22 protein-coding genes and 1 pseudogene are annotated in these 21,563 nt (G+C 71.4%); 13 read left to right on the top strand and 10 right to left on the bottom strand.

What is annotated here, in order from left to right; translation table 11 throughout:
- Nucleotides 1-23 precede the first annotated feature (23 nt).
- Nucleotides 24-701: a PH domain-containing protein gene (locus OG485_RS26910; protein WP_328671095.1), complete on the bottom strand. Its 678-nt coding sequence runs from the start codon at nucleotides 699-701 to the stop codon at nucleotides 24-26.
- Between the two features lie 52 nt (nucleotides 702-753).
- A complete protein-coding gene (locus OG485_RS26905) occupies nucleotides 754-1,194 on the bottom strand; it encodes a helix-turn-helix domain-containing protein (RefSeq protein ID WP_328671094.1) in 441 nt (146 codons plus the stop codon).
- 89 nt (nucleotides 1,195-1,283) lie between these two features.
- On the opposite strand from OG485_RS26905, the gene OG485_RS26900 reads away from it, so the two are divergent.
- The 4 genes from OG485_RS26900 to OG485_RS26885 all read left to right on the top strand — a co-directional run bounded on the left by OG485_RS26900 (nucleotide 1,284) and on the right by OG485_RS26885 (nucleotide 5,970).
- Nucleotides 1,284-2,150 carry a class I SAM-dependent methyltransferase gene (locus tag OG485_RS26900; protein WP_328671093.1) on the top strand — a complete coding sequence of 289 codons (867 nt, stop codon included), beginning with the start codon at nucleotides 1,284-1,286 and terminating at the stop codon, nucleotides 2,148-2,150.
- Between the two features lie 454 nt (nucleotides 2,151-2,604).
- Nucleotides 2,605-3,600 carry a deoxyribose-phosphate aldolase gene (deoC, locus tag OG485_RS26895; RefSeq protein ID WP_328674676.1) on the top strand — a complete coding sequence of 332 codons (996 nt, stop codon included), beginning with the start codon at nucleotides 2,605-2,607 and terminating at the stop codon, nucleotides 3,598-3,600.
- A 6-nt stretch (nucleotides 3,601-3,606) separates the two neighbouring features.
- Nucleotides 3,607-5,064, top strand: a complete 1,458-nt coding sequence (locus OG485_RS26890; protein ID WP_328671092.1) for an aldehyde dehydrogenase family protein — start codon at nucleotides 3,607-3,609, stop codon at nucleotides 5,062-5,064.
- Nucleotides 5,065-5,970 (top strand): aldehyde dehydrogenase family protein, encoded by a 906-nt coding sequence (locus OG485_RS26885; RefSeq protein WP_328671091.1) that lies wholly within the window; start codon nucleotides 5,065-5,067, stop codon nucleotides 5,968-5,970.
- A 154-nt stretch (nucleotides 5,971-6,124) separates the two neighbouring features.
- Here the strand turns inward: OG485_RS26885 and OG485_RS26880 are convergent, their stop codons facing one another.
- Complete coding sequence (locus OG485_RS26880) at nucleotides 6,125-6,532, bottom strand: hypothetical protein (protein WP_328671090.1); 408 nt, start codon at nucleotides 6,530-6,532, stop codon at nucleotides 6,125-6,127.
- A gap of 249 nt (nucleotides 6,533-6,781) precedes the next feature.
- On the opposite strand from OG485_RS26880, the gene OG485_RS26875 reads away from it, so the two are divergent.
- The gene (locus OG485_RS26875; RefSeq protein WP_328671089.1) at nucleotides 6,782-7,420 is read left to right on the top strand and encodes a uridine kinase family protein; all 639 of its coding nucleotides are present in this window, start codon (nucleotides 6,782-6,784) and stop codon (nucleotides 7,418-7,420) included.
- Between the two features lie 279 nt (nucleotides 7,421-7,699).
- Here the strand turns inward: OG485_RS26875 and OG485_RS26870 are convergent, their stop codons facing one another.
- Nucleotides 7,700-8,494 (bottom strand): SigE family RNA polymerase sigma factor, encoded by a 795-nt coding sequence (locus OG485_RS26870; RefSeq protein ID WP_328671088.1) that lies wholly within the window; start codon nucleotides 8,492-8,494, stop codon nucleotides 7,700-7,702.
- A gap of 296 nt (nucleotides 8,495-8,790) precedes the next feature.
- Between OG485_RS26870 and afsQ1 the strand changes: the two genes are divergently transcribed.
- The 5 genes from afsQ1 to OG485_RS26845 all read left to right on the top strand — a co-directional run bounded on the left by afsQ1 (nucleotide 8,791) and on the right by OG485_RS26845 (nucleotide 12,847).
- Entirely contained in the window at nucleotides 8,791-9,468 is a 678-nt protein-coding gene (gene afsQ1 / locus OG485_RS26865; protein ID WP_037625670.1) for a two-component system response regulator AfsQ1, read from the top strand.
- Nucleotides 9,465-11,054 (top strand): HAMP domain-containing sensor histidine kinase, encoded by a 1,590-nt coding sequence (locus OG485_RS26860; RefSeq protein ID WP_328671087.1) that lies wholly within the window; start codon nucleotides 9,465-9,467, stop codon nucleotides 11,052-11,054. The genes afsQ1 and OG485_RS26860 overlap by 4 nt, the downstream gene beginning before the upstream one ends.
- A gap of 281 nt (nucleotides 11,055-11,335) precedes the next feature.
- Nucleotides 11,336-11,914 (top strand): hypothetical protein, encoded by a 579-nt coding sequence (locus OG485_RS26855; RefSeq protein ID WP_328674674.1) that lies wholly within the window; start codon nucleotides 11,336-11,338, stop codon nucleotides 11,912-11,914.
- A 63-nt stretch (nucleotides 11,915-11,977) separates the two neighbouring features.
- A complete protein-coding gene (locus OG485_RS26850; RefSeq protein ID WP_328674672.1) occupies nucleotides 11,978-12,559 on the top strand; it encodes a VanZ family protein in 582 nt (193 codons plus the stop codon).
- Between the two features lie 84 nt (nucleotides 12,560-12,643).
- A complete protein-coding gene (locus tag OG485_RS26845; RefSeq protein ID WP_328448921.1) occupies nucleotides 12,644-12,847 on the top strand; it encodes a PspC domain-containing protein in 204 nt (67 codons plus the stop codon).
- Between the two features lie 184 nt (nucleotides 12,848-13,031).
- On the opposite strand, the gene OG485_RS26840 is transcribed toward OG485_RS26845, so the two are convergent.
- Both OG485_RS26840 and OG485_RS26835 read right to left on the bottom strand, forming a co-directional pair.
- On the bottom strand, nucleotides 13,032-13,385 hold the full coding sequence (locus tag OG485_RS26840) for an ATP-binding protein (protein WP_328671086.1): 354 nt from the start codon (nucleotides 13,383-13,385) through the stop codon (nucleotides 13,032-13,034).
- 143 nt (nucleotides 13,386-13,528) lie between these two features.
- A complete protein-coding gene (locus OG485_RS26835) occupies nucleotides 13,529-14,683 on the bottom strand; it encodes an adenosine deaminase (protein ID WP_328671085.1) in 1,155 nt (384 codons plus the stop codon).
- A 113-nt stretch (nucleotides 14,684-14,796) separates the two neighbouring features.
- Here OG485_RS26835 and OG485_RS26830 point away from each other — a divergent pair, with 113 nt between their 5' ends.
- Nucleotides 14,797-15,558, top strand: coding sequence for an alpha/beta hydrolase (locus OG485_RS26830; protein ID WP_328671084.1), 762 nt, complete (start codon nucleotides 14,797-14,799; stop codon nucleotides 15,556-15,558).
- Between the two features lie 48 nt (nucleotides 15,559-15,606).
- Here the strand turns inward: OG485_RS26830 and OG485_RS26825 are convergent, their stop codons facing one another.
- Nucleotides 15,607-16,569, bottom strand: coding sequence for a LysR family transcriptional regulator (locus OG485_RS26825; protein WP_328671083.1), 963 nt, complete (start codon nucleotides 16,567-16,569; stop codon nucleotides 15,607-15,609).
- 63 nt (nucleotides 16,570-16,632) lie between these two features.
- Here OG485_RS26825 and OG485_RS26820 point away from each other — a divergent pair, with 63 nt between their 5' ends.
- Both OG485_RS26820 and OG485_RS26815 read left to right on the top strand, forming a co-directional pair.
- Nucleotides 16,633-17,952 carry an MFS transporter gene (locus OG485_RS26820; RefSeq protein WP_328671082.1) on the top strand — a complete coding sequence of 440 codons (1,320 nt, stop codon included), beginning with the start codon at nucleotides 16,633-16,635 and terminating at the stop codon, nucleotides 17,950-17,952.
- Between the two features lie 201 nt (nucleotides 17,953-18,153).
- On the top strand, nucleotides 18,154-19,221 hold the full coding sequence (locus OG485_RS26815) for a sigma-70 family RNA polymerase sigma factor (protein ID WP_328671081.1): 1,068 nt from the start codon (nucleotides 18,154-18,156) through the stop codon (nucleotides 19,219-19,221).
- A gap of 39 nt (nucleotides 19,222-19,260) precedes the next feature.
- Here the strand turns inward: OG485_RS26815 and OG485_RS26810 are convergent.
- From OG485_RS26810 to OG485_RS26800, 3 genes and pseudogenes are all read right to left on the bottom strand, one after another.
- Nucleotides 19,261-19,500 (bottom strand): annotated as a pseudogene (locus OG485_RS26810) (STAS domain-containing protein); the annotation flags it as partial.
- A 53-nt stretch (nucleotides 19,501-19,553) separates the two neighbouring features.
- Nucleotides 19,554-20,138: a Uma2 family endonuclease gene (locus OG485_RS26805; RefSeq protein WP_328671080.1), complete on the bottom strand. Its 585-nt coding sequence runs from the start codon at nucleotides 20,136-20,138 to the stop codon at nucleotides 19,554-19,556.
- A gap of 95 nt (nucleotides 20,139-20,233) precedes the next feature.
- Nucleotides 20,234-21,517 carry a thymidine phosphorylase gene (locus OG485_RS26800; protein WP_328671079.1) on the bottom strand — a complete coding sequence of 428 codons (1,284 nt, stop codon included), beginning with the start codon at nucleotides 21,515-21,517 and terminating at the stop codon, nucleotides 20,234-20,236.
- Nucleotides 21,518-21,563: the final 46 nt, after the last annotated feature.

The raw sequence follows: 21,563 nt of genomic DNA, 5'->3' as shown, positions 1-21,563 counted from the left end.
GCACAGCCCCGCGAAGGGTTTCGTCAGCCTGTGGCCAGGAGGATCGCGAGCACGATGGCGCCGGCGAGCGCGGGGCCCATCACCTCGTACGCCCAGCGCACCCTGACCTCCCCCTGCGCGCCCTCCGTGGCGGCGCGGCTCTCGGCCAGCTCGCGCAATTCGTCCACGATCCGGTCGGTCTCGGGCCGGACCGGCGTGTGGGTGGCCGCGCCCCGGCCGACGGCGGACGCGCGGCCCGGCGACGACGGACGGCCGAAGCCTCCACGGCCGGCCTCGCCCTGCGCCGACTGCCTGGCCGCCTTCTTGCGGGCGCGCAGCGACACGGGCACCGCCCACAGCTGGTACTTCGTGCCCGAGGTGTCGACCACCTCGTTCGAGTAGTGCGAGCGCAGCGAGGCGACCTTGCTCCAGGGGAGCACGATCACGCGCAGCGGGTTGCGGACGCGCAGCCGGTTCTCGTTGGCGTAGACGGCGGGGCGCAGGGTGAAGGCGGTGACCAGGGGGACGATGAGGATCATTCCGGCGAGCGCCAGCCATGGGGTGCGGCCGTGTCCGGAGACCAGTGCGTCGAAGCCGAGCCAGCCGACGATGAGCAGAAGGAGGACGCCGCCCACGATACCGGCGGGCGACCGGTAGATCCGGTCCCTGGCCTCGGGTCGCGAGGCGTCCGGAAGGGGTGACTGGTGGTCGGGGGTCGTCATGGTCCCGATTGTGCCCGACGTGTGCCGCGTGCTTGAGCTCGGTGGGGTCTCGCTATGGTCGCGAAGGAGCCCACGGCGTCCGTCTCGCGGGCACCGTGACCACGCCGGACACGACAGCCCCGATGATCCGGCGGAAGGTCGGGCATTCCATGTGGCTGGGCGCGGGACAGGCGGCGGTGTGCCGCAGCGAGTCGCGCAGGACCCCGAGCTCGCGGATCGTCCGGTCCAGCTCGTCGGCCTTGTCGAGGAGGGCCTGAGGGTCGATGCGCGGACGTCCGTCCGGCGCGAACGTCCGGGCGATCTCGTCCAGCGAGAACCCGGCGGAACGCCCGAGCGCGATGAGCGCCGGCCGTTCCAGTACGGCGGGGTCGTCCTGGCGGCGCAGACCGCGTCTGCCGGTCGGGGCGACGAGTCCCCGCTCCTCGTAGTACCGCAGCGTCGGAGCGGGCACTCCGGCGCGGCGTGTCACTTCGGCGATATCCAGGTCCGGCATCGTCTTGACCTCGAGTCGGCTTGAAGGAGGACGGTGTCATCTCCAGGCCGTGAGGGCAACCAGCCGTGAGGGCGACCACAGGAGGCGCGATGGAATCCGGGCGCGGGGCGGGCGACACAGTGGGCAGGGAGCAGCTGGCTCGCTGGAACGGACCGGCGGGGAACGCCTGGGTCGAGGCCCAGGACATGGTGGACGCGTTGTTCGCGCCGCTGGAGAGGCTCCTCGTCGAGACGTTTCCGGCGGCACAGGGGGGCAGGGTCCTCGATGTCGGCTGCGGTACGGGAGGCACGACGGTGGCCGTCGCGCGCCGGCTCGGTCCCCGGGGGCGGTGCGTCGGCGTCGACATCTCGGAGCCGATGGTGGCGGCGGCCCGGGTCCGTGCGGAGCGGGAGGGCGCGGGGGCCTCGTTCGTCCGCGCCGACGCGCAGGACCACGTCTTCGAGCCCGCCTCCTTCGACGGGGTCGTCTCCCGCTTCGGGGTGATGTTCTTCCCGGATCCGGTGCGGGCCTTCACCAACCTGCGGCGGGCCGCGAAGGAGAACGCCGTGCTGCGGTTCGTCGTCTGGCGCGACATCGCGGAGAACCCGTTCATGACGACGGCCGAGCGGGCCGCGGCACCGCTCATGCCGGACCTGCCCGCGCGGGATCCCGACGCGCCGGGGCAGTTCGCCCTGGCGGACGCGGGCAAGGTGCGCCGTCTGCTGGAGGAGAGCGGGTGGGCCGGGATCGGCGTCCGGGCCGTCGACGCGGCGTGCGTCATGCCCGAGAAGGAGCTGGTCCCGTACTTCGGCCGGTTCGGCCCGGTCGGTATCGCCCTGCGCGAGACGGACGAGACGACCCGGGACCGGGTCGTCTCAACGGTCCGCACCGCGTTCGACCCGTTCGTCCACGGCACGGAGGTCCGCTTCACAGCGGCCTGCTGGCAGATCGACGCCCACGCCGGTTCGCTGCGCTGACGTCTGCGGGTCTCGGTCCGGTGGGCGGGTCGGGGCCGTGCCGGTACATCCGCCCGTCGCCGTTGGATCGGACGTGAGTTTTCTGGGGAGCCGCTGCTCGATCCGAACGTAAGCGACGGGCATGTGATGTACCGGCACGGCCCCTTCCGCGCGCTCCCGGCTGCGGGTGCGTCGTGGTGGCCGGTCCGGATTTCAGCCCCGGCCGGGGAAGTCTCAGCCCCTCCGGCGTTCGAGGAGCGGGGTCCGGGGCGGAGCCCCAGGGGTGGGGCGGAGGGGGCGAAAGTAGGCCTGCGGACAGGAGGCGGAAGAAACGGGGGATCCAGTTCGTTGCGAGTGGGCGGAGGGTCCGTTCCCGGAAGTCAGCCCGGCGCCCCGCCCCCGCGGGCAAAAAATCCCTCGGCCGCACCCAGGGCTGTACAGCCGCTACGCGCGTAGATATGCTCGGCTGGTGACCATGCCCACCTCTGCACCCTCCCCCAAGCTCTCGACTCCGCTCGAGCAGGGTGGTGCCCCCACCCACGCACTCGGCGACGTGACCGCGTCCGACAGCACGCTGCGCCGCTTCCTCCACGGGCTGCCCGGCGTCGACCCGGTCGGCCTGGAGGCGCGAGCCGCCTCGCTCGGCACCCGTTCCATCAAGACCACCGCGAAGGCGTACGCCATCGACCTCGCCATCTCGATGGTCGACCTGACGACGCTGGAAGGCGCGGACACCCCGGGCAAGGTCCGGGCACTCGGCGCCAAGGCGGTCCTCCCGGACCCGACCGACCGCACGGCGCCCACCACGGCGGCGGTCTGTGTCTATCCCGACATGGTGGCCGTCGCGAAGGAGGCCGTCGCCGGCTCCGGGGTGAAGGTCGCCTCGGTCGCGACCGCGTTCCCGGCCGGCCGTGCCGCGCTCGCCGTGAAGCTGGCCGACGTACGCGACGCCGTCGCCGCGGGCGCCGACGAGATCGACATGGTCATCGACCGCGGAGCGTTCCTCGCGGGCAACTACATGAAGGTGTACGACGAGATCGTCGCCGTGAAGGATGCCTCGGGCGCCGCCCGGTTGAAGGTCATCTTCGAGACCGGCGAGCTGTCGACGTACGACAACATCCGGCGGGCGAGCTGGCTCGGCATGCTGGCCGGGGCCGACTTCATCAAGACCTCCACCGGCAAGGTGGCCGTGAACGCGACGCCCGCGAACACGCTGCTGATGTTGGAGGCCGTCCGCGACTTCCGCGCCCAGACCGGCGTGCAGGTCGGCGTGAAGCCGGCCGGCGGCATCCGCACGACCAAGGACGCCATCAAGTTCCTGGTCGTGGTGAACGAGACCGCGGGCGAGGACTGGCTGGACAACCACTGGTTCCGCTTCGGCGCGTCCTCGCTCCTGAACGACCTGCTGATGCAGCGTCAGAAGCTGGCCACCGGCCGCTACTCCGGCCCCGACTACGTGACGGTGGACTGATCCATCATGGCTTCCGCATTCGAATACGCACCGGCGCCCGAGTCCCGCTCCGTCGTCGACATCGCCCCCTCCTACGGCCTGTTCATCGACGGTGAGTTCACCGAGGCCGCCGAGGGCAAGGTCTTCAAGACCGTCTCCCCCTCCACCGAAGAGGTCCTCTCCGAGATCGCCCAGGCGGGCGAGGCGGACGTCGACCGCGCGGTGAAGGCCGCCCGCAAGGCGTTCGTCAAGTGGTCCGCGCTGCCGGGCTCCGAGCGCGCCAAGTACCTGTTCCGCATCGCGCGGATCATCCAGGAGCGCAGCCGCGAGCTGGCCGTCCTGGAGACGCTGGACAACGGCAAGCCGATCAAGGAGACCCGCGACGCGGACCTCCCGCTGGTCGCCGCGCACTTCTTCTACTACGCGGGCTGGGCGGACAAGCTCGACCACGCGGGCTTCGGCGCGAACCCGCGCCCGCTGGGTGTCGCGGGCCAGGTCATCCCGTGGAACTTCCCGCTGCTGATGCTGGCGTGGAAGATCGCGCCTGCTCTCGCGACCGGCAACACGGTCGTCCTGAAGCCCGCCGAGACCACGCCTCTGACGGCGCTGTTCTTCGCGGACATCTGCCGCCAGGCGGGCCTGCCCCGGGGCGTCGTCAACATCCTTCCCGGGTACGGCGACGCGGGCGCGGCCCTCGTCGCGCACCCGGACGTGGACAAGGTGGCCTTCACCGGCTCCACCGCCGTCGGCAAGGCGATCGCCCGGCAGATCGCGGGCTCGCACAAGAAGGTCACGCTCGAACTCGGCGGCAAGGGCGCGAACATCGTCTTCGACGACGCCCCGATCGACCAGGCCGTCGAGGGCATCGTCAGCGGCATCTTCTTCAACCAGGGCCAGGTCTGCTGCGCGGGCTCGCGGCTGCTGGTCCAGGAGTCGATCCACGACGAGCTGCTCGACTCGCTCAAGCGCCGCCTGTCGACGCTGCGCCTCGGCGACCCGCTCGACAAGAACACGGACATCGGCGCGATCAACTCCGCCGAGCAGCTCTCCCGGATCACCACGCTCGTCGACCAGGGCGAGGCAGAGGGTGCCGAGCGCTGGTCCCCGGCCTGCGAACTCCCCTCCTCCGGCTACTGGTTCGCCCCGACGCTCTTCACGAACGTCACCCAGGCGCACACCATCGCCCGCGACGAGATCTTCGGCCCGGTGCTGTCCGTCCTCACGTTCCGCACCCCGGACGAGGCGGTCGCCAAGGCCAACAACTCCCCGTACGGCCTCTCCGCGGGCATCTGGACCGAGAAGGGCTCCCGGATCCTCGCCGTGGCGAACAAGCTCCGCGCGGGTGTCGTCTGGTCCAACACGTTCAACAAGTTCGACCCGACCTCGCCGTTCGGCGGGTACAAGGAGTCGGGCTTCGGCCGCGAGGGCGGCCGTCACGGCCTGGAGGCGTACCTCGCCCCGTCTAGCCCGGAGGGCGAGCGATAAATGAGTGCAGCCGAGAAGTCCGAGCAGCAGCGCCTGAGCGTCTTCAAGACCTACAAGCTGTACGTGGGCGGCAAGTTCCCGCGTTCCGAGAGCGGCCGGGTGTACGAGGTGAGCGACTCCAAGGGCAAGTGGCTGGCGAACGCTCCGCAGTCGAGCCGCAAGGACGCCCGTGACGCGGTCGTCGCCGCGCGCAAGGCGTTCGGCGGCTGGTCCGGTGCGACCGCGTACAACCGCGGCCAGATCCTGTACCGCGTCGCCGAGATGCTGGAGGGCCGCAAGGAGCAGTTCGTCCGCGAAGTGGCCGACGCGGAGGGCCTGTCGAAGGCGAAGGCGGCGGCCGTCGTCGACGCGGCGATCGACCGCTGGGTCTGGTACGCGGGCTGGACCGACAAGATCGCCCAGGTCGTGGGCGGCGGCAACCCGGTCGCGGGTCCGTTCTTCAACCTGTCCTCCCCGGAGCCGACCGGTGTCGTCACCGTGCTCGCCCCGCAGGAGTCGTCGTTCCTCGGCCTGGTGTCCGTGGTCGCCCCGGTGATCGCCACCGGCAACACGGTGATCGTGATCGCCAGCGAGAAGTCCCCGCTCCCGGCGCTGTCGCTGGGCGAGGTGCTGGCCACCTCCGACGTGCCGGGCGGTGTCGTGAACATCCTGTCCGGCCGGACCGCGGAGATCGCGGCCCCGCTGGCCGCGCACCAGGACGTCAACGCGATCGACCTGGCCGGCGCGGACGAGGTGCTGGCCAAGGAGCTGGAGATCGCGGCCGCGGACAACCTGAAGCGCGTTCTTCGTCCACAGGCTGTGGATTACGCGCGGACTCCCGGGACCGGGCGCCTCACGGCCTTCCTGGAGACGAAGACGGTCTGGCACCCGACGGGCTCCCTGGGCGCCTCGGGCTCGTCCTACTGAGCCCACCCGCACCACCGCGCGACCACGCCCCGAGTTGCCGGGGCCCCGATCCGTGTCCCCGGGGCCCCGCGCACGAAGGAGCCGCGCTTCCCCTCCGTCCAGGGGGAGCGCGGCTCCTTCATGTCCAGGGGCCGCGGACGGCCGTGCGCGGGGTTCAGTGCAGGAGGCCGGCCGCCCGGCCGAGCACCGGAATGCCGCCGATCGACGGCGCCTGCGCCACCGGCCCGGTGAGCGCCTTGGAGGACAGCGGCTTGAAGTCCGCCAGCTGGGTGCCCACGCCGTTGTCGAGCGGGTCCACACCGGTGCCGGCCAGCGGGTTGGGCTTGAGGTTCTCGACGGGACCCGTGACATACCCCACGGTCCCGGTCGTCGCCTGGAGTCCGGCCTGCGGGTCGAGCTCGCCGAGCGAGGCGGGCCGGGTGCGTACGACGTCCACGGCGGAAGCCGTGTCCGCGAAGGCCGGGGTGGCCGCGGCCGCACCGGCAGCGACCACGCCGACCGCCACGGCGATCCGCGCTGTCGTACGGGCCAGGGTGTTCCGCTGGGCTGCGTGTCGCGCCATCAGGTTTTCCTCTTTGACTAGCGGAGAGTGAAGAACGGAGTGCAATTGATGCGACACGCAGAGTAGTTGACGGGATGCCGCGCCGGGCGGTCCCGGCCACGGATTCGCTCCTGCGGGGCAACAGGCATATCAGCGCCACTCGTCACATCCGCGCGACATCCGTCCGCACATTCGGCAAAGCCGGGGATAATGGGCGGGAGCCGTGCCGACGCACGGCGCCGCCGGACCTGTCACAGAAGGTACAGACCATTGGGTTCCCCTCTCCCGATACCCGCCCGCGTGGTGCTGCTCTGCGGCCCCTCCGGCTCCGGGAAGTCCCTTCTCTCCGCCGCTTCCGGCCTCCCCGTGCTCCGCCTCGACGACTTCTACAAAGAGGCCACGGACCCGACGCTGCCCCAGGTCGAGGGCAGCGAGGACATCGACTGGGACCACCCGCGGTCGTGGGACGCGGACACCGCCGTCGCCGCGATCGAGGACCTGTGCCGTACGGGACGTACGACCATCCCCGTCTACGACATCTCCCTGAGCGCCCGTACCGGGGCCGAGGCCCTGAGCATCGACGGGGCGCCGCTGTTCATCGCGGAGGGGATCTTCGCCGCCGAGATCGTCGAGCGCTGCCGCGAACTCGGTGTCCTCGCCGACGCGTTGTGCCTGTCCCGGGGCGCGGTGACCACGTTCCGGCGCCGTTTCGTGCGGGATCTGAAGGAGGGCCGCAAGTCGGTGCCCTTCCTGCTGCGGCGCGGCTGGCGGCTGATGCGCTCCGAGCGGTCCATCGTGGCGCGCCAGGCCGCTCTGGGCGCCCACCCCTGCGACCGGGACGAGGCGCTCGGCCGGCTGGCGGCCGCCTCGTCCGCGCCCCGGGCGTCCGCGCCCACGGCGACCGCGTAACCCGCCCCGCCGGTCACACTCCGGCGCGCGGGCTTTCGGGACCCGGCTCACGCCGGGGCCGCGCCCGCCGGCTTCCTGGAAACGAAAGAAGGTCCAAGCGGACCCCCGACCGCCTGGACCTTCTTCGTTTCCCCCGTGGTCCCCCGTGACACGGCGACTTCCCCGTGACCCGTTCCCCCGTGACCCCGTTCGGCGTCGGCTCCCCCCGGAACCGACGCCCCCCGTCACCGGCTCCCCCCGGAGCCGGCCCGTCTCTTTGTTACCGCTCCCCCCAGCCCCTCAGGCGACAAGCTCCCCGAAGGACTCCTCCTCGTCACGGCCGAAGCTGAGGACCTCGTCCTCGCGCATCCGGCGGAGCGACCGCCAGATGCTGGACTTCACCGTGCCGACACTGATGCCGAGGATCTCCGCGATCTCCGGGTCGGTGCGGCCCTCGTAGTAACGGAGGACCAGCATCGTGCGCTGGAGTTCGGGCAGCCGGGCCAGCGCCTGCCACAGGACCGCGCGCAGCTCGGTGCCGCGCATCGCGTCCGTGTCACCGGGCGTCTCCGGCAGTTCCTCGGTCGGGTACTCGTTCAGCTTGCGGCGGCGCCACGCGCTGATGTGCAGATTCGTCATGGTGCGGCGGAGGTAGCCCCCGACCGCGGCCTTGTCGGTGATCCGGTCCCAGGCCCGGTACGTCGAGAACAGCGCGCTCTGCAGCAGGTCCTCGGCCTCGAAGCGGTCACCGGTCAGGTGGTAGGCGGTTGCGTACAGGGAGGCGCGGCGCTCCTGGACGTAGGCGGTGAAAGCCGCTTCGGCCTCCACACTCCCCGCCCCGGAACGACGCTCCCCCGAGCCCTCCCCGTACGCGGCTCCCCCGTGAGCCTTCTCCCCCGTCGTGCCCACGGCGGCAGGCGCCGTGGTCCTCTCCCCCGTGAAACCGTCAACCACCGTCATGTACACGGTGTGCTGACGCCCGGCGCTACGAGCGCACCCCCGCTGGCTCACAGCACCGGACTTCTCCGCTGCCCGGTTGACGTCGTGGAGCCGCGTGACAACTGCGCTAGTGCTGGTGCTGTGCAGCGTGTTCATCTCGCGCCCCCCGTCGTGGAGTCCCGGATCTTCGGTTCGTTCCGTCGTGCGTCCTGCCTTGTGTCGAAAAGCTTGCCGGGCCCACTTCATGGCCGTGTCCCCCGACTGTCACAGACCTGTCACAGGGGCCGCCCCCAGGCGCGGCACAGCGCGATCACAGAGAAGAGCGGTACGACTACGCAGATGACCACTTGGGCCCCGGACGCCGCCCGCGAGGGCCTTCGTTGTGCCCGGGAGACGAGTGGGAGCGCTCCAACAGTCGATACCCGAGCATGACATGGGCCAGAATGACGTCCGTGCCTTCCCTGTTGCTGATCGAGGACGACGACGCCATCCGTACGGCCCTGGAGCTCTCTTTGACGCGCCAGGGACACCGCGTGGCCACCGCTGCCACCGGCGAGGACGGTCTGAAGCTGCTGCGCGAGCAGCGACCGGATCTGATCGTGCTGGATGTGATGCTGCCCGGCATCGACGGATTCGAGGTGTGCCGGCGCATCCGGCGCACCGACCAACTGCCGATCATCCTGCTGACCGCGCGCAGCGACGACATCGACGTCGTGGTCGGACTGGAGTCCGGCGCCGACGACTATGTCGTCAAGCCGGTGCAGGGCCGGGTGCTCGACGCCCGGATCCGCGCCGTGCTGCGCCGCGGCGAGCGGGAGGCGAACGACTCGGCTTCGTTCGGCTCGCTGGTCATCGACCGTGCCGCCATGACGGTCACCAAGAACGGTGAGGATCTGCAGCTGACACCGACCGAGCTGCGGTTGCTCCTCGAGCTGAGCCGCAGGCCCGGACAGGCCCTGTCCCGGCAGCAGTTGCTGCGTCTGGTGTGGGAGCACGACTACCTGGGCGACTCACGCCTGGTCGATGCCTGTGTGCAGCGGCTGCGCGCCAAGGTGGAGGACGTGCCGTCCTCTCCCACCCTGATCCGTACCGTGCGTGGCGTCGGCTATCGGCTGGACAATCCTCAGTGACCAAACCGCAGGGCAAGCTCCGCGGCTGGGCCGCGGCGCGCAAGGCGTTGCTGTCCGGTCTGCGCTTCACCAGCCTGCGGCTGCGGCTGGTCGTGGTGTTCGGACTCGTCGCGCTCACCGCCGCGGTGTCCGCGTCGGGCATCGCGTACTGGCTCAACCGCGAGGCCGTGCTGACGCGTACCCAGGACGCGGTGCTGCGTGACTTCCAGCAGGAGATGCGCAACCACGCGAGCATGCTGCCCGTGCATCCGGCGCAGGACGAACTCCAGCGCACGGCCGGGCAGATGGCGAACAGCAGCCAGCGTTTCAGTGTGCTGCTGACCGCCGAGGCCGCCGACGGCAAGATGATCACCGGCAACTCCGAGCTGGACACGTTCACGCTGGAGGACGTACCCAAGTCCCTCCAGAAGGCGGTGAACAAGCAGCAGCCGCTGACCTCGACCAACAAGTCCGCGTACCACCTGTACTGGCAGCGGATCATCCAGCACGACAAGTCGTACCTCGTGGGCGGGGCCCGGGTGATCGACGGCTCCACGACCGGTTACATGCTCAAGTCCCTGGAGCCGGAGGCCAAGGACCTCAACTCCCTCGCCTGGTCGCTGGGGATCGCGACGGGGCTCGCGCTGATCGGCTCGGCGCTGCTCGCCCAGGCCGCCGCGACCACGGTCCTCAAGCCGGTCCACCGGCTGGGCATCGCGGCCCGCCGGCTCGGCGAGGGAAAGCTGGACACCCGGCTGCGAGTCTCCGGCACGGACGAACTCGCCGACCTGTCACGGACGTTCAACCGGACGGCGGAGTCGCTGGAGAAGCGGGTCGCGGACATGAGCGCCCGGGACGAGGCCTCCCGCCGGTTCGTCGCCGACATGTCCCACGAACTGCGGACGCCGCTCACCGCGATCACCGCCGTCACCGAGATCCTCGAGGAGGAACTGGACGCGGAGACCGGCAGCGTCGACCCGATGATCGAGCCGGCCGTACGGCTGGTCGTCAGCGAGACCCGGCGTCTGGGCGACCTCGTGGAGAACCTGATGGAGGTGACCCGGTTCGACGCGGGCACCGCCCGGCTCATCCTCGACGCCGTGGACATCGCCGACCAGATCACCGCGTGCATCGACGCGCGCGCCTGGCTGGACGCCGTCGACCTGGACGCCGAGCGCGGCATGACGGCGCGGCTCGACCCGCGCCGCCTCGACGTGATCCTGGCGAACCTGATCGGCAACGCGCTCAAGCACGGTGGTTCACCCGTCCGGGTGTCGGTGCGCATGGAGGGCGAGGGCGAGGAACTGGTCATCGAGGTGCAGGACCACGGTCCCGGTATTCCCGAGGACGTCCTGCCGCACGTCTTCGACCGGTTCTACAAGGCCAGCGCGTCCCGTCCGCGTTCCGAGGGCAGCGGCCTCGGGCTCTCCATCGCCCTGGAGAACGCACACATCCACGGCGGCGAGATCACCGCGGCGAACGCGCCGGGGGGCGGGGCGGTCTTCACGCTGCGCCTGCCCCAGGACGCGTCGGAACTGCTCGCCGACGACCTGCGGGGCCGTGACGCCTCCGCGCACGGGAACGGCACGGAAGGCACCGCCGGATGACCACCGCACACCCCACGGCCCCGGAGGTTCCCCACCCCTCCCGGCCCACCGGCTCCCCGGAGACCGCCCGCCCACGGGCCGCCGACTCCCCGGACACCACCCGCCCACGGGCCGCCGACTCCCCGGACACCACCCGCCCGCAGGCCGCCGACTCCCCGGACACCACCCGCCCGCAGGCCGCCGGCTCCGCGGCCCCCGGGCGTCTGCGGGCGGCGGGTTCCGCGCGGCCGGGACGCTCGTTCCGGCCCCGGCGGCCGGGCGGGGTACGGCCCTGGCCGGCCGTGGCGGTGCTCGCCGTGCTGCTCACCGGGTGCGGTATCCGTCCCACACAGGTGCCGACCGACTTCGGTCCGGCGCCCTCCCGCGTGCCCTGCGCGCTCTCCGGCCCCGACATCGCCACCCAGTCCTCGCACGGGGTGCCGGTCCAGGTCTTCCTGCTGTGCTCGGAACAACTGGTCACGGTCGACCGGTCGGTGCGCATCGCGGACGGTACGGCGGAGTCGGCGCGCCGGGCCCTGGTGGCCCAGGCGCTGCTGGACGAGCTCGCCGAGGCACCGTCGACGCCCGAGGAACAGGCCGGGTACACGACGGACGTACGCGGCGGCATGACGGTCAGCGGGCCCCGCGAGGGGGACCCCGAGGACGCGCTCCGGCTGAGCACCTCACCGCAGGACCTCACGCCTACGGCCCTCGGCCAGATCGTCTGCACCTTCTCGGACTCGGCCGCGGCGCGGGACGACGGCAGTGTCGTCCTCGGCGGTCCCGCCCCCTCCGGCCTGCGCAGTTACGAGTGCACCCCCGAGGTGCGCGCCGCCCCCGGCGACACGTCCCCGACGTCGACGGCTGTCCGGAATTCGTAACGCAGCGAGGCCGAAAACCAGCGCAACGGAACCGATCGTGCCGGAGCCCGCGTCTTGGGGGGCGTGCAGCGTCATGGTTCAGAGGACGGCAGCGCCGTCACCCGCGTCCGTGTGGCAGGAGGTGTCCTCCTCGTCGCACACCTGGCGCTCGTCGCCTGGATCACGCTGCGTCCGCTGGACGTCCCCTGGGTGAGCGCCGCCAACCTGCGGCCCTTCGCGGGTATCAGAGCCGACCTCGCACTGGGCCCCGAGGTGGCGGCCCGGCGTATCGCCGCGGGCCTCGGCCTGCTCGCCCCGCTGGGTGTGCTGCTCCCGATGGCGGGGGGCAGGCTCGCCGCCTTCCCCCTCGGCTCGCTCCTGCGGACGACCGCCGCCGGCGTGCTGCTCTCGCTGGGCATAGAACTGCTCCAGACCGGGGTGCCCGGCCAGGTCGTGGACATCGACTCGATCATGCTCAACACCCTCGGGGTGGCCCTCGCGCATCTCGCGGTCGTCCCCGCCGTCAGGGCCCGGCTCCGTCGCAGGGCCGAGACGCGGCGCCGCGCGGCCGTCCGCCGGGAGGACCACGCTCAGGGTCGGACCCCGACGATTCCCAGGGTCGGGATCGCTCCCTGGAGCGAGGTTTCGCGCACGTCGTCCTCGTAACGTTGAGGGCATCGGTGAAGGCACCGGTGAGAACGACGAGGCCGGCCCCGCCGGCACTCGACGACGGTTCGCGAAGGAGCCACCATGACCGCCCTTGCCCGCCCCACGAACGGCCGCATGATCGGCGGAGTCTGTGCTGCGCTGGCACGGCGCTTCGGCACCTCGGCGACGACGATGCGTGTCGTCTTCGTCGTGTCCTGCCTGCTTCCCGGCCCGCAGTTCCTGCTCTACATAGCGCTGTGGATCCTCTTCCCGTCCGAGGACAAGGTCTCCCGCAACGCCTGGTGACCCGGGCGGGCACCCGGCGGCGGCCGGCGTGGGACACGGCGAACGCCGGTGGGGCACACCCGGGGAGGGTGTGCCCCACCGGCGTTCGTACAGCCGGAGCGGCCGCGATGCGCGCGGCCCGTCCTCGTACGGCCGGAAGGCCCCGCGCCCGGACAGGCGGGGGACCTCCGTCCCACGGAGAACGTCAGCCCAGCGGAATCCCGTTGACCGGCACGCCGTGCGTGGGCAGGCCCTGCAGCGGCATCCCTCCGAGCAGTCCGGTCACGGGCGCGGCCTGCCTGTCGGCGAGCAGACGCGTGGCGGCGGGATTCGCGGCGATCACATCCGTGCCGACGGCGCTCTGGCCCTGGGCGAGCGCCTGGCCGGCAGCGGGCAGCGCCGCGGCGGTGGTCTCGGCGGGCAGCGTCCTGGTGACGGCGTCCAGCGCCGAGGAGGCGTCCGGCACGGCCGGGGCGGCGTTCGCGGCACCCGCGCCGGCAGCGGCGAAAGCGGCGCCGAGAGCGGCGACACCGAGAGTCTTGACAGCAGACTGCTTCATCGTGAATGCGTCCTTGGGGTGGGTGAGACGGGTATGTGAGCGGTCCAGAACCGTAAACACGTAATCCCACCCTCCGCAAACAACGAAAAGCGGCCGAGTCATGGAGGAGAAGTGAAGACCCGGCCGTTTCGCATTCACCCCGATCAGGCTTGTTCTCCTACAGAACCGCTGGTGGAGGCGGTCTGCTGGAACAGCCATTCGGACTTCAATTCTGCATATCCAGGCTTGATCACGTCATTGATCATGGCGAGGCGTTCATCGAAAGGAATGAATGCTGACTTCATAGCATTGACCGAGAACCACTGCATGTCCTCGAGCGAGTAACCGAACGCCTCGACAAGGTGCTCGAATTCCCGGCTCATACTCGTACCCGACATGAGGCGATTGTCGGTATTGACCGTGGCGCGGAAATGCAGCCGCCGCAGCAGCCCGATGGGGTGGGCCGCGTACGAGTCCGCGGCGCCGGTCTGGAGGTTGGAACTGGGGCACAGCTCCAGCGGGATGCGCTTGTCGCGGACGTACGACGCGAGCCGGCCGAGTTCCACCGAGCCGTCCTCGCGCACCTGGATGTCGTCGATGATGCGGACGCCGTGCCCGAGCCGGTCGGCGCCGCACCACTGGAGGGCCTGCCAGATGGACGGCAGACCGAACGCCTCGCCGGCGTGGATCGTGAAGTGGTTGTTCTCCCGCTTGAGGTACTCGAAGGCGTCGAGGTGCCGGGTGGGCGGGAAGCCGGCCTCTGCGCCCGCGATGTCGAAGCCGACGACGCCCGAGTCGCGGTAGCGGTTGGCGAGCTCGGCGATCTCCAGGGCGCGGGCCGCGTGCCGCATGGCGGTCAGCAGGGCACCGATCCGGATGCGGTGGCCGTTCTCCCGGGCCAGCCGCTCCCCTTCCCGGAAGCCCTCGTTGACCGCCTCGACGACCTCTTCGAGGCTGAGCCCGCCCTCCAGGTGCTGCTCGGGCGCGTACCGCACCTCGGCGTAGACGACCCCGTCCTCGGCGAGGTCCTCGGCGCACTCGGCGGCGACCCGCACCAGGGCCTCGCGGGTCTGCATGACGGCACAGGTGTGGGCGAAGGTCTCCAGGTACCGCTCCAGCGAACCGGAGTCGGCGGCCTCGCGGAACCAGATCCCGAGCTTGCCGGGATCGGTCTCGGGGAGGCCGGAGTAGCCGGTGTCGCGGGCGAGTTCGACGATCGTGCCGGGGCGCAGGCCCCCGTCGAGGTGATCGTGCAGCAGGACCTTGGGCGCCCGGCGGATCTGCTCCGAGCTCGGGGTGTTCCGGATCTGGCTCGTCATTTTCGCACTCTAGCCCCTACGCGCGTAGATCTCCTGTTGTACGAATCCGTCGATACGTAACGGTGACCGTGCGGACGGGTGGCGTACACCCTTGCTTCTGACACTGTTCTGTCATGGCACAGCAAGCGACGCCGGTTCGCAGGGCCCGGCTGGGGAGGGCGCTCGGCCCCGAGCCGACGGCGGTCAGCGGAGTTGTTCTGCTGCTGCCGGGCGGCGAGGAGACCTCGGCCCGAAGACCCTCCCCCATGATGGCGACCGCCTCCGTACGTGCGCTCGGGCGCCGGCTGACCCGCGCCGGACGCGCGGAAGGCCTGGTCAGCCACGTGGTGCACTACCGGGTACGCGGCTGGAACGGCAGCGAGGCCCATCTCGCGTCCGACGCGTCCTGGGCCGCGGACGAGGTCGTCCGCCGTTACGGCGACGTGCCCGTGTGTCTGGCGGGCATCGACATGGGCGGCCGGGCGGCGCTGCGCGCGGGCGGGCACCCGGCCGTCAACTCCGTGCTGGCGCTGGCACCCTGGCTGCCGGAGGACGATGTCGCGGCGCCACCCGAACCGGTGAAACAGCTCGCCGGGCGGCGCGTGCTGATCGTGCACGGCACCAACGACGCGCGCACCGACCCGGAGTTGTCCTTCCGGCTCGCCGCGCGCGCGAAGAAGACCAACCGCGGCATCTGCCGCTTCGAGGTCCACTCGGACGGGCACGCGCTGCACCAGCACCGGCACGAAGTCCTGGCCCTCGCGGAGGACTTCGTGCTGGGATCGCTGTTCGGCCACTCCTTCTCCCGCCCGGTCGAGGACGCCTTCGCCGCACCGCCGCCCCTGGGCCTGCGGATGCCGCTGGCGGCGGGCTTCGGGCAGTCGTTGCGCCGCTAGCCCGACAGCGGGTGGCCTGGCAGCGGGACAGCGGAGTCGCCCGGAGGCTCAGTCGGGCAGCAGGTGGCCGCGGCGGGAGAGCAGGAACTTCTTGAAGGCGGCCACCGGCGGGGTGTCCGGGTGGCCGTCCAGCCAGGCGACGCCGATCTCGCGCACGGCCCGCGGGGCGGTGACCGTGAGTTCGACGACTCCCGGACGGGCGACGGCCGGTGGCGGCAGCAGGGCGACGCCGAGGCCGGCGGCGACCAGGCCCCGGAGCGTCTCCGCCTCCTCGCCCTCGAAGGCGATGCGCGGCCGGAACCCCGCCTCCTGGCACAGATCGTCGGTGATGACGCGCATCCCGTAGCCGGGCTCCAGGGTCACGAAGGTCTCGTCGGCCGCCTCGGCGAGCCGGACGCGCCTGCGCGCGGCGAGCGGATGGTCGGCGGGCACGACCAGACGGAGTTTCTGCTCGTCGAGCCGGCGGCCCACCAGATCGGGCGCGTCCGGCACGGGCGAGGTCAGACACAGGTCCAGTTCGCCCGACCGCAGCCGCTCCAGCATGGCCTCCCCGTAGTTCTGCACGAGGCTGAAGCGGACGCCCGGGTGGTCGGCGCGGAACGCGCGGATCAGCCCCGGCACCGTCTCCGATCCCATCGTGTGCAGAAAGCCGAAGGCGACCTTGCCGGTGGCCGGGTCGGCGTCCGCGCGCACCTCGTCGGCGGCGCGCTCGACCTCGGCGAGGGCCCGTTCCACGGAGGCGAGGAAGGTGCGGCCGGCCGGGGTCAGCGACACGGTCCGGCCACGGCGCGCGAACAGGTCTACTCCCAGGTCCTGTTCGAGCCGGACCATGGCCCGGGACAGGGTCGACTGCGGGACCCCCATCTGCTCCGCGGCCCGGGTGACGTGCTCGGTGCGGGCGACACCGGCGAAGTACGCCAGGCGCGGGGCGAGCAGTTTCGCGAAGTGCGCGCTGTCTTCTGTGTCACTGAACGGTGACAGGTGAAGCTGTGACCTCTGCTGATGCGCCATGGGAACGATTATGGCGATTCCATGCATTGGACGGATGAACGACGGGGTCCTTAGGTTCGAGGCATGCCTTCCGCCAGTACCGGGGCGCCCGTCACCGCGGGCGCCGCCGCCTCCGCTCCCGTCACCGTCTCCGTCCCCACCGCCACCGCCACCGCCACCGCGGATTCCCGCATGGCCCCCGGCGGGCCCGGCTACCGCCGGATGAGCTTCGCGCTCTTCCTCGCGGGCGTCGCGACCTTCGCGCTCCTCTACTCCACCCAGGCCCTGCTCCCGCTGGTCTCCTCGGACTTCGGGGTCAGCGCGAGCGAGGCGAGCTGGACGGTGTCGGCCGCGACGGGCGGGCTCGCGCTGTTCGTCCTGCCGATGAGCGCGCTGTCGGAGCGCTTCGGACGGCGTACGTTGATGACGGCGTCCCTGGCGGTGGCGGTCACCGTGGGCCTGCTGGTCCCCTTCGCGCCGTCGATCGGCGCGCTGGTGGTGCTGCGGGCGGTACAGGGCGCGGCGCTCGCGGGACTCCCGGCGTCGGCGACGGCGTACCTGGCGGAGGAGGTCCGCCCCAAGGCGCTGATCACCGCGATCGGCCTGTTCGTCGCGGGCAACAGCGTCGGCGGGATGAGCGGCAGGATCATCACCGGCTGGGTGGCGCAGGAATGGGGCTGGCGGGTGGCCGTCGGCACGATCGGGCTGATCGCCGTGGGCTGCGCGGTGGCCTTCCGGATGCTGCTTCCGGCACCGCGGCACTTCGCGCGGGGTTCGCTGCGGCCCCGGGTGCTGGCCCGCACGGTGCGCGACCACCTCGCGAACCCGCTGCTGTGCCGGCTGTACGCGATCGGCGCGCTGTTCATGATGGTGTTCGGCGGGGTCTACACGGTCATCGGCTACCGCCTCGCCGAGGCGCCGTTCTCGCTCCCGCAGGGCCTCGTCGGCTCGGTCTTCCTCGTCTATCTCGTCGGTACGGTGTCGGCGTCGACGGCGGGCCGTCTCGCGGGCCGGCTGGGCCGCCGCGGCTCCCTCTACGTGGCGGGCGCCACCACGACGGCCGGGCTGCTCCTGTCCCTGGCCGGTTCCCTGGCTCTGGTCCTGCTCGGCCTGGTCCTGATCACCGCGGGCTTCTTCGCGGGCCACGCGGTGGCGTCGTCGTCGGTGAGCCACACCGCGAAGACCGGGCGGGCGCAGGCCTCGGCCCTCTACCAGTCCGCGTACTACATCGGCTCCAGTGCCGGCAGCACGCTGGGCGCGGTCGCCTTCCACGCGGGGGGCTGGGCGGGCACGGTGGCCATGGGGCTGTTCGCGGTGCTCGGAGTCGTCTCGATCACCCTGTTCGGCTCCCGCGCGGCCCGTACCGCCTCGCGCCGCGCGCCCGCGCCCGCGCCGGCCCACTGAGGGCCGTCCGGGACCCACCAGAGGCCCGTCCGGGACCCACAGGGGCCCCGGACGGCCACCAGACCCGGATCACCCTCTGGAATACCCCCTGTGACCTGCGGCTTTCCCCGCTCCGCCAGCCATTGTCAGTGGGCTGCGGTAGCTTCCGAAGTGCCGGCGCGATGACGCGCGAATCAAAAAGGCCACAGGGGTGGGTTGGCGATGAGCGAGGGTACGGCGACGACGACGGACCTGGACGTCCGGCTGGAGAAACACCGCGTCGAGCTGACCGGGTACTGCTACCGCATGCTCGGCTCGTCCTTCGAGGCCGAGGACGCGGTGCAGGACACGATGGTCCGGGCCTGGCGCAGCTACGACAAGTTCGAGGGCCGCTCCTCGATGCGGTCCTGGCTGTACCGGATCGCGACGAACGTGTGTCTGGACATGCTCAACGCGGGCAACCGAAGGGCTCGTCCGATGGATCTCACGGGCCCCTCGCCGCTGGCGCAGGCCGCGCTCACCCCCCGCCCGGACAACACGTGGCTGGAGCCGATGCCCGACGGCCGCGTGCTGCCGACGACCAGCGATCCGGCGGAGGCCGCGGTGGCCAAGGAATCGGTGCGCCTGGCCTTCATGGCGGCCCTCCAGCAGCTTCCGCCCAAGCAGCGGGCGGTGCTCATCCTGCGCGAGGTCCTCGCGTGGCGGGCGAGCGAGGTCGCCGAGCTGCTCGGGACCACGGTCGCCTCGGTCAACAGCGCCCTCCAGCGGGCCCGCGCCACCCTCGCGGAGAACGACGGGACGGGCGCGGACGCCGCGACCTCCGACCCGCTCGACGAGGAGCAGCAGAAGCTCCTCGAACGCTACGTGGCGGCTTTCGAGGGGTACGACATGACGGCTCTGACGGCGCTCCTGCACGAGGACGCGGTCATGACGATGCCGCCGTTCGACCTGTGGCTGCGGGGCCCGCAGGACATCACCGGCTTCATGACGACGCTGGGCGCCGCCTGCGCGGACTCGCGCCTGATCCCGGTGGAGGTCAACGGCATGCCGGGGTTCGCGCAGTACAAGCCGGACGAGGAGACGGGCGGCCACACGCCCTGGTCGGTGCAGGTGCTGGAGATCTCAAAGGGCCGCATCTCCGGGTTCCACTTCTTCCTGGACACGGCCCGCTGGTTCCCGCTCTTCGGACTCCCCCTCCATCTCGACGGGCCCGAAGCTCCCGGAGACCGCGGAGCCGGCGGGACCGGCGCCGTCGCAGGTCTCGAAGCGGAGGCCGACGAGGTCGAGTAGGGCGCGCAGTGCCGGGTCGGGGCCTGCGAGACGTATCCGGCCTCCCGCCCGGCGGGCCGCCAGTTCCATGCGGGCCAGTGCGTCGACGGCGGTGAGGCCGGGTGGCCCGAGGCCCGCGACATCGCAGACCACGACCCCGGCGCCGGTCGTCCCGAGGAGCGCCCGGACAGCCTCGCAGAGCCGGGGCACCTCGTCTCGGGTGACGAGTCCTGGCAGCACGAGCACGGCCGGTTCGACGGAATCCACGCTCAGTAGACCGGCCGGGGGCTCCGAACTCATCGCGGGCGGCCGGAAAGCAGACCGCGACCACGCTCCGCGCCTCGGGGCTCCGCTCAGTCCTCGGGGAACTCGCCGGTGTCGATGACGAGGTCGAAGGGCGCGGGCAGCTTGACGGGCTCGCCGAACTTGGCGGTGCTGAGGGGGCGGTAGACATCGCCCTTGGGGTCCCCGAAGAGGGTCACGGTGGGACCGTCGGGTGCCCAGCGGTCGACGAGGAGGTAGAGCGGGATGCCCGCGGCGGCATAGGCGGCGGGCTTGCTGACGCGGTCGTGGCGGGCGTTGGTCTTCGAGGTGACCTCGACGACCAGTTCGGCGAGCCCGGCCGGAATGTGGGTGTCCGTCTCGGCACACAGAGGCACCGGAGCAACCACGATGTCCGGGATGAGCATGCCCAGACGCGACGGCACGGCGCTGGCCAGGGTCTGGAAGACCCCCCAGTCCTCAGGAATCACGGAGTAGAGGCGACGCTGGATGCGTTCCGCGATCACGTTGTGACGGGCAGCAGGAGCAGGTGACACGGTGATGATCCCCTCAATGATCTCCACCTTGCTGCCCTCGGGCCATTCCATCTCCTCCCAGAACCGGACGAGGTCGTCCCAGCTCTGCTCGGGGTCCTGGCTCACGGTGAGTGCGCTCATGGCGGTCTCCTATCGGTGCGTCACCGAGCACAGCATGCCGAACGGGACCGGTGGAGGTCCACCGATCCCGTTCACCCGAAGGAGGAAACCGCAGGTCAGGCGATACGGTCCAGCACGATCGGGGTGGCCTTGAAGTCGGTGCCGGCCACGGCGATGTCGTACGAGCCCTCGACCCCCTGGAGCGCGTATTCGAAGCGGTCCGGGGTGTCCGTGTGGAGGGTCATGAGGGGCTGGCCCGCCGTCACCGTGTCGCCCGGCTTGGCGTGCAGCTCGACGCCCGCGCCGGCCTGCACCGGGTCCTCCTTGCGGGCGCGTCCGGCGCCCAGGCGCCAGGCGGCGATGCCGATGTCGTACGCGTCGAGGCGGGTCAGCACACCGGAGGCCGGGGCGCTGACGACGTGGGTCTCGCGCGCGGTGGGCAGCGCGGCGTCCGGGTCGCCGCCCTGCGCGGCGATCATGCGGCGCCACACGTCCATGGCGGAGCCGTCGGCGAGCGCCTTCGCCGGGTCGGCGTCCTTGATCCCGGCCGCGTCGAGCATCTCGCGCGCCAGGGCGATGGTGAGCTCGACGACGTCGGCGGGGCCGCCGCCGGCGAGGACCTCGACGGACTCGCGGACCTCCAGGGCGTTGCCGGCGGTCAGGCCGAGCGGCGTCGACATGTCGGTGAGGAGCGCGACCGTCTTCACACCGTGGTCGGTGCCGAGGCCCACCATCGTGGAGGCCAGCTCGCGGGCGTCCTCGATGGTCTTCATGAAGGCGCCGGTGCCGACCTTCACGTCCAGGACCAGCGAGCCGGTGCCCTCGGCGATCTTCTTGGACATGATGGAGGAGGCGATGAGCGGGATCGCCTCGACCGTGCCGGTGACGTCGCGGAGCGCGTAGAGCTTCTTGTCCGCGGGGGCGAGTCCGTCGCCGGCCGCGCAGATGACCGCGCCCGTGGTGTCGAGGACGTGCAGCATCTCCTCGTTCGAGAGCAGCGCGCGCCAGCCCGGGATCGACTCCAGCTTGTCCAGGGTGCCGCCGGTGTGGCCGAGGCCGCGTCCGGAGAGCTGGGGCACCGCGGCACCGCAGGCGGCGACGAGCGGGGCCAGCGGAAGGGTGATCTTGTCGCCGACGCCGCCGGTGGAGTGCTTGTCGGCGGTCGGGCGGGACAGGGAGGAGAACTCCATGCGTTCGCCCGAGGAGATCATCGCGGCCGTCCAGCGGGCGATCTCACGGCGGTTCATGCCGTTGAGCAGGATCGCCATGTTGAGCGCGGCCATCTGGTAGTCGGCGACCTCGCCGCGGGTGTACGCGTCGATGACCCAGTCGATCTGCGGATCGCTGAGTTCGGCACGGTCCCGCTTGGTGCGGATGACGGAGACGGCGTCCATGGCCATGGCGTTCCTTCCGAAAGATGAGCGGCCCCTCCCCGGCGTCAGCCGG

Source organism: Streptomyces sp. NBC_00328 (assembly GCF_036139655.1).
In the GTDB taxonomy this organism is placed as follows: Bacteria; Actinomycetota; Actinomycetes; order Streptomycetales; family Streptomycetaceae; genus Streptomyces.
This window is presented reverse-complemented; position numbering and strand designations above follow the sequence as displayed.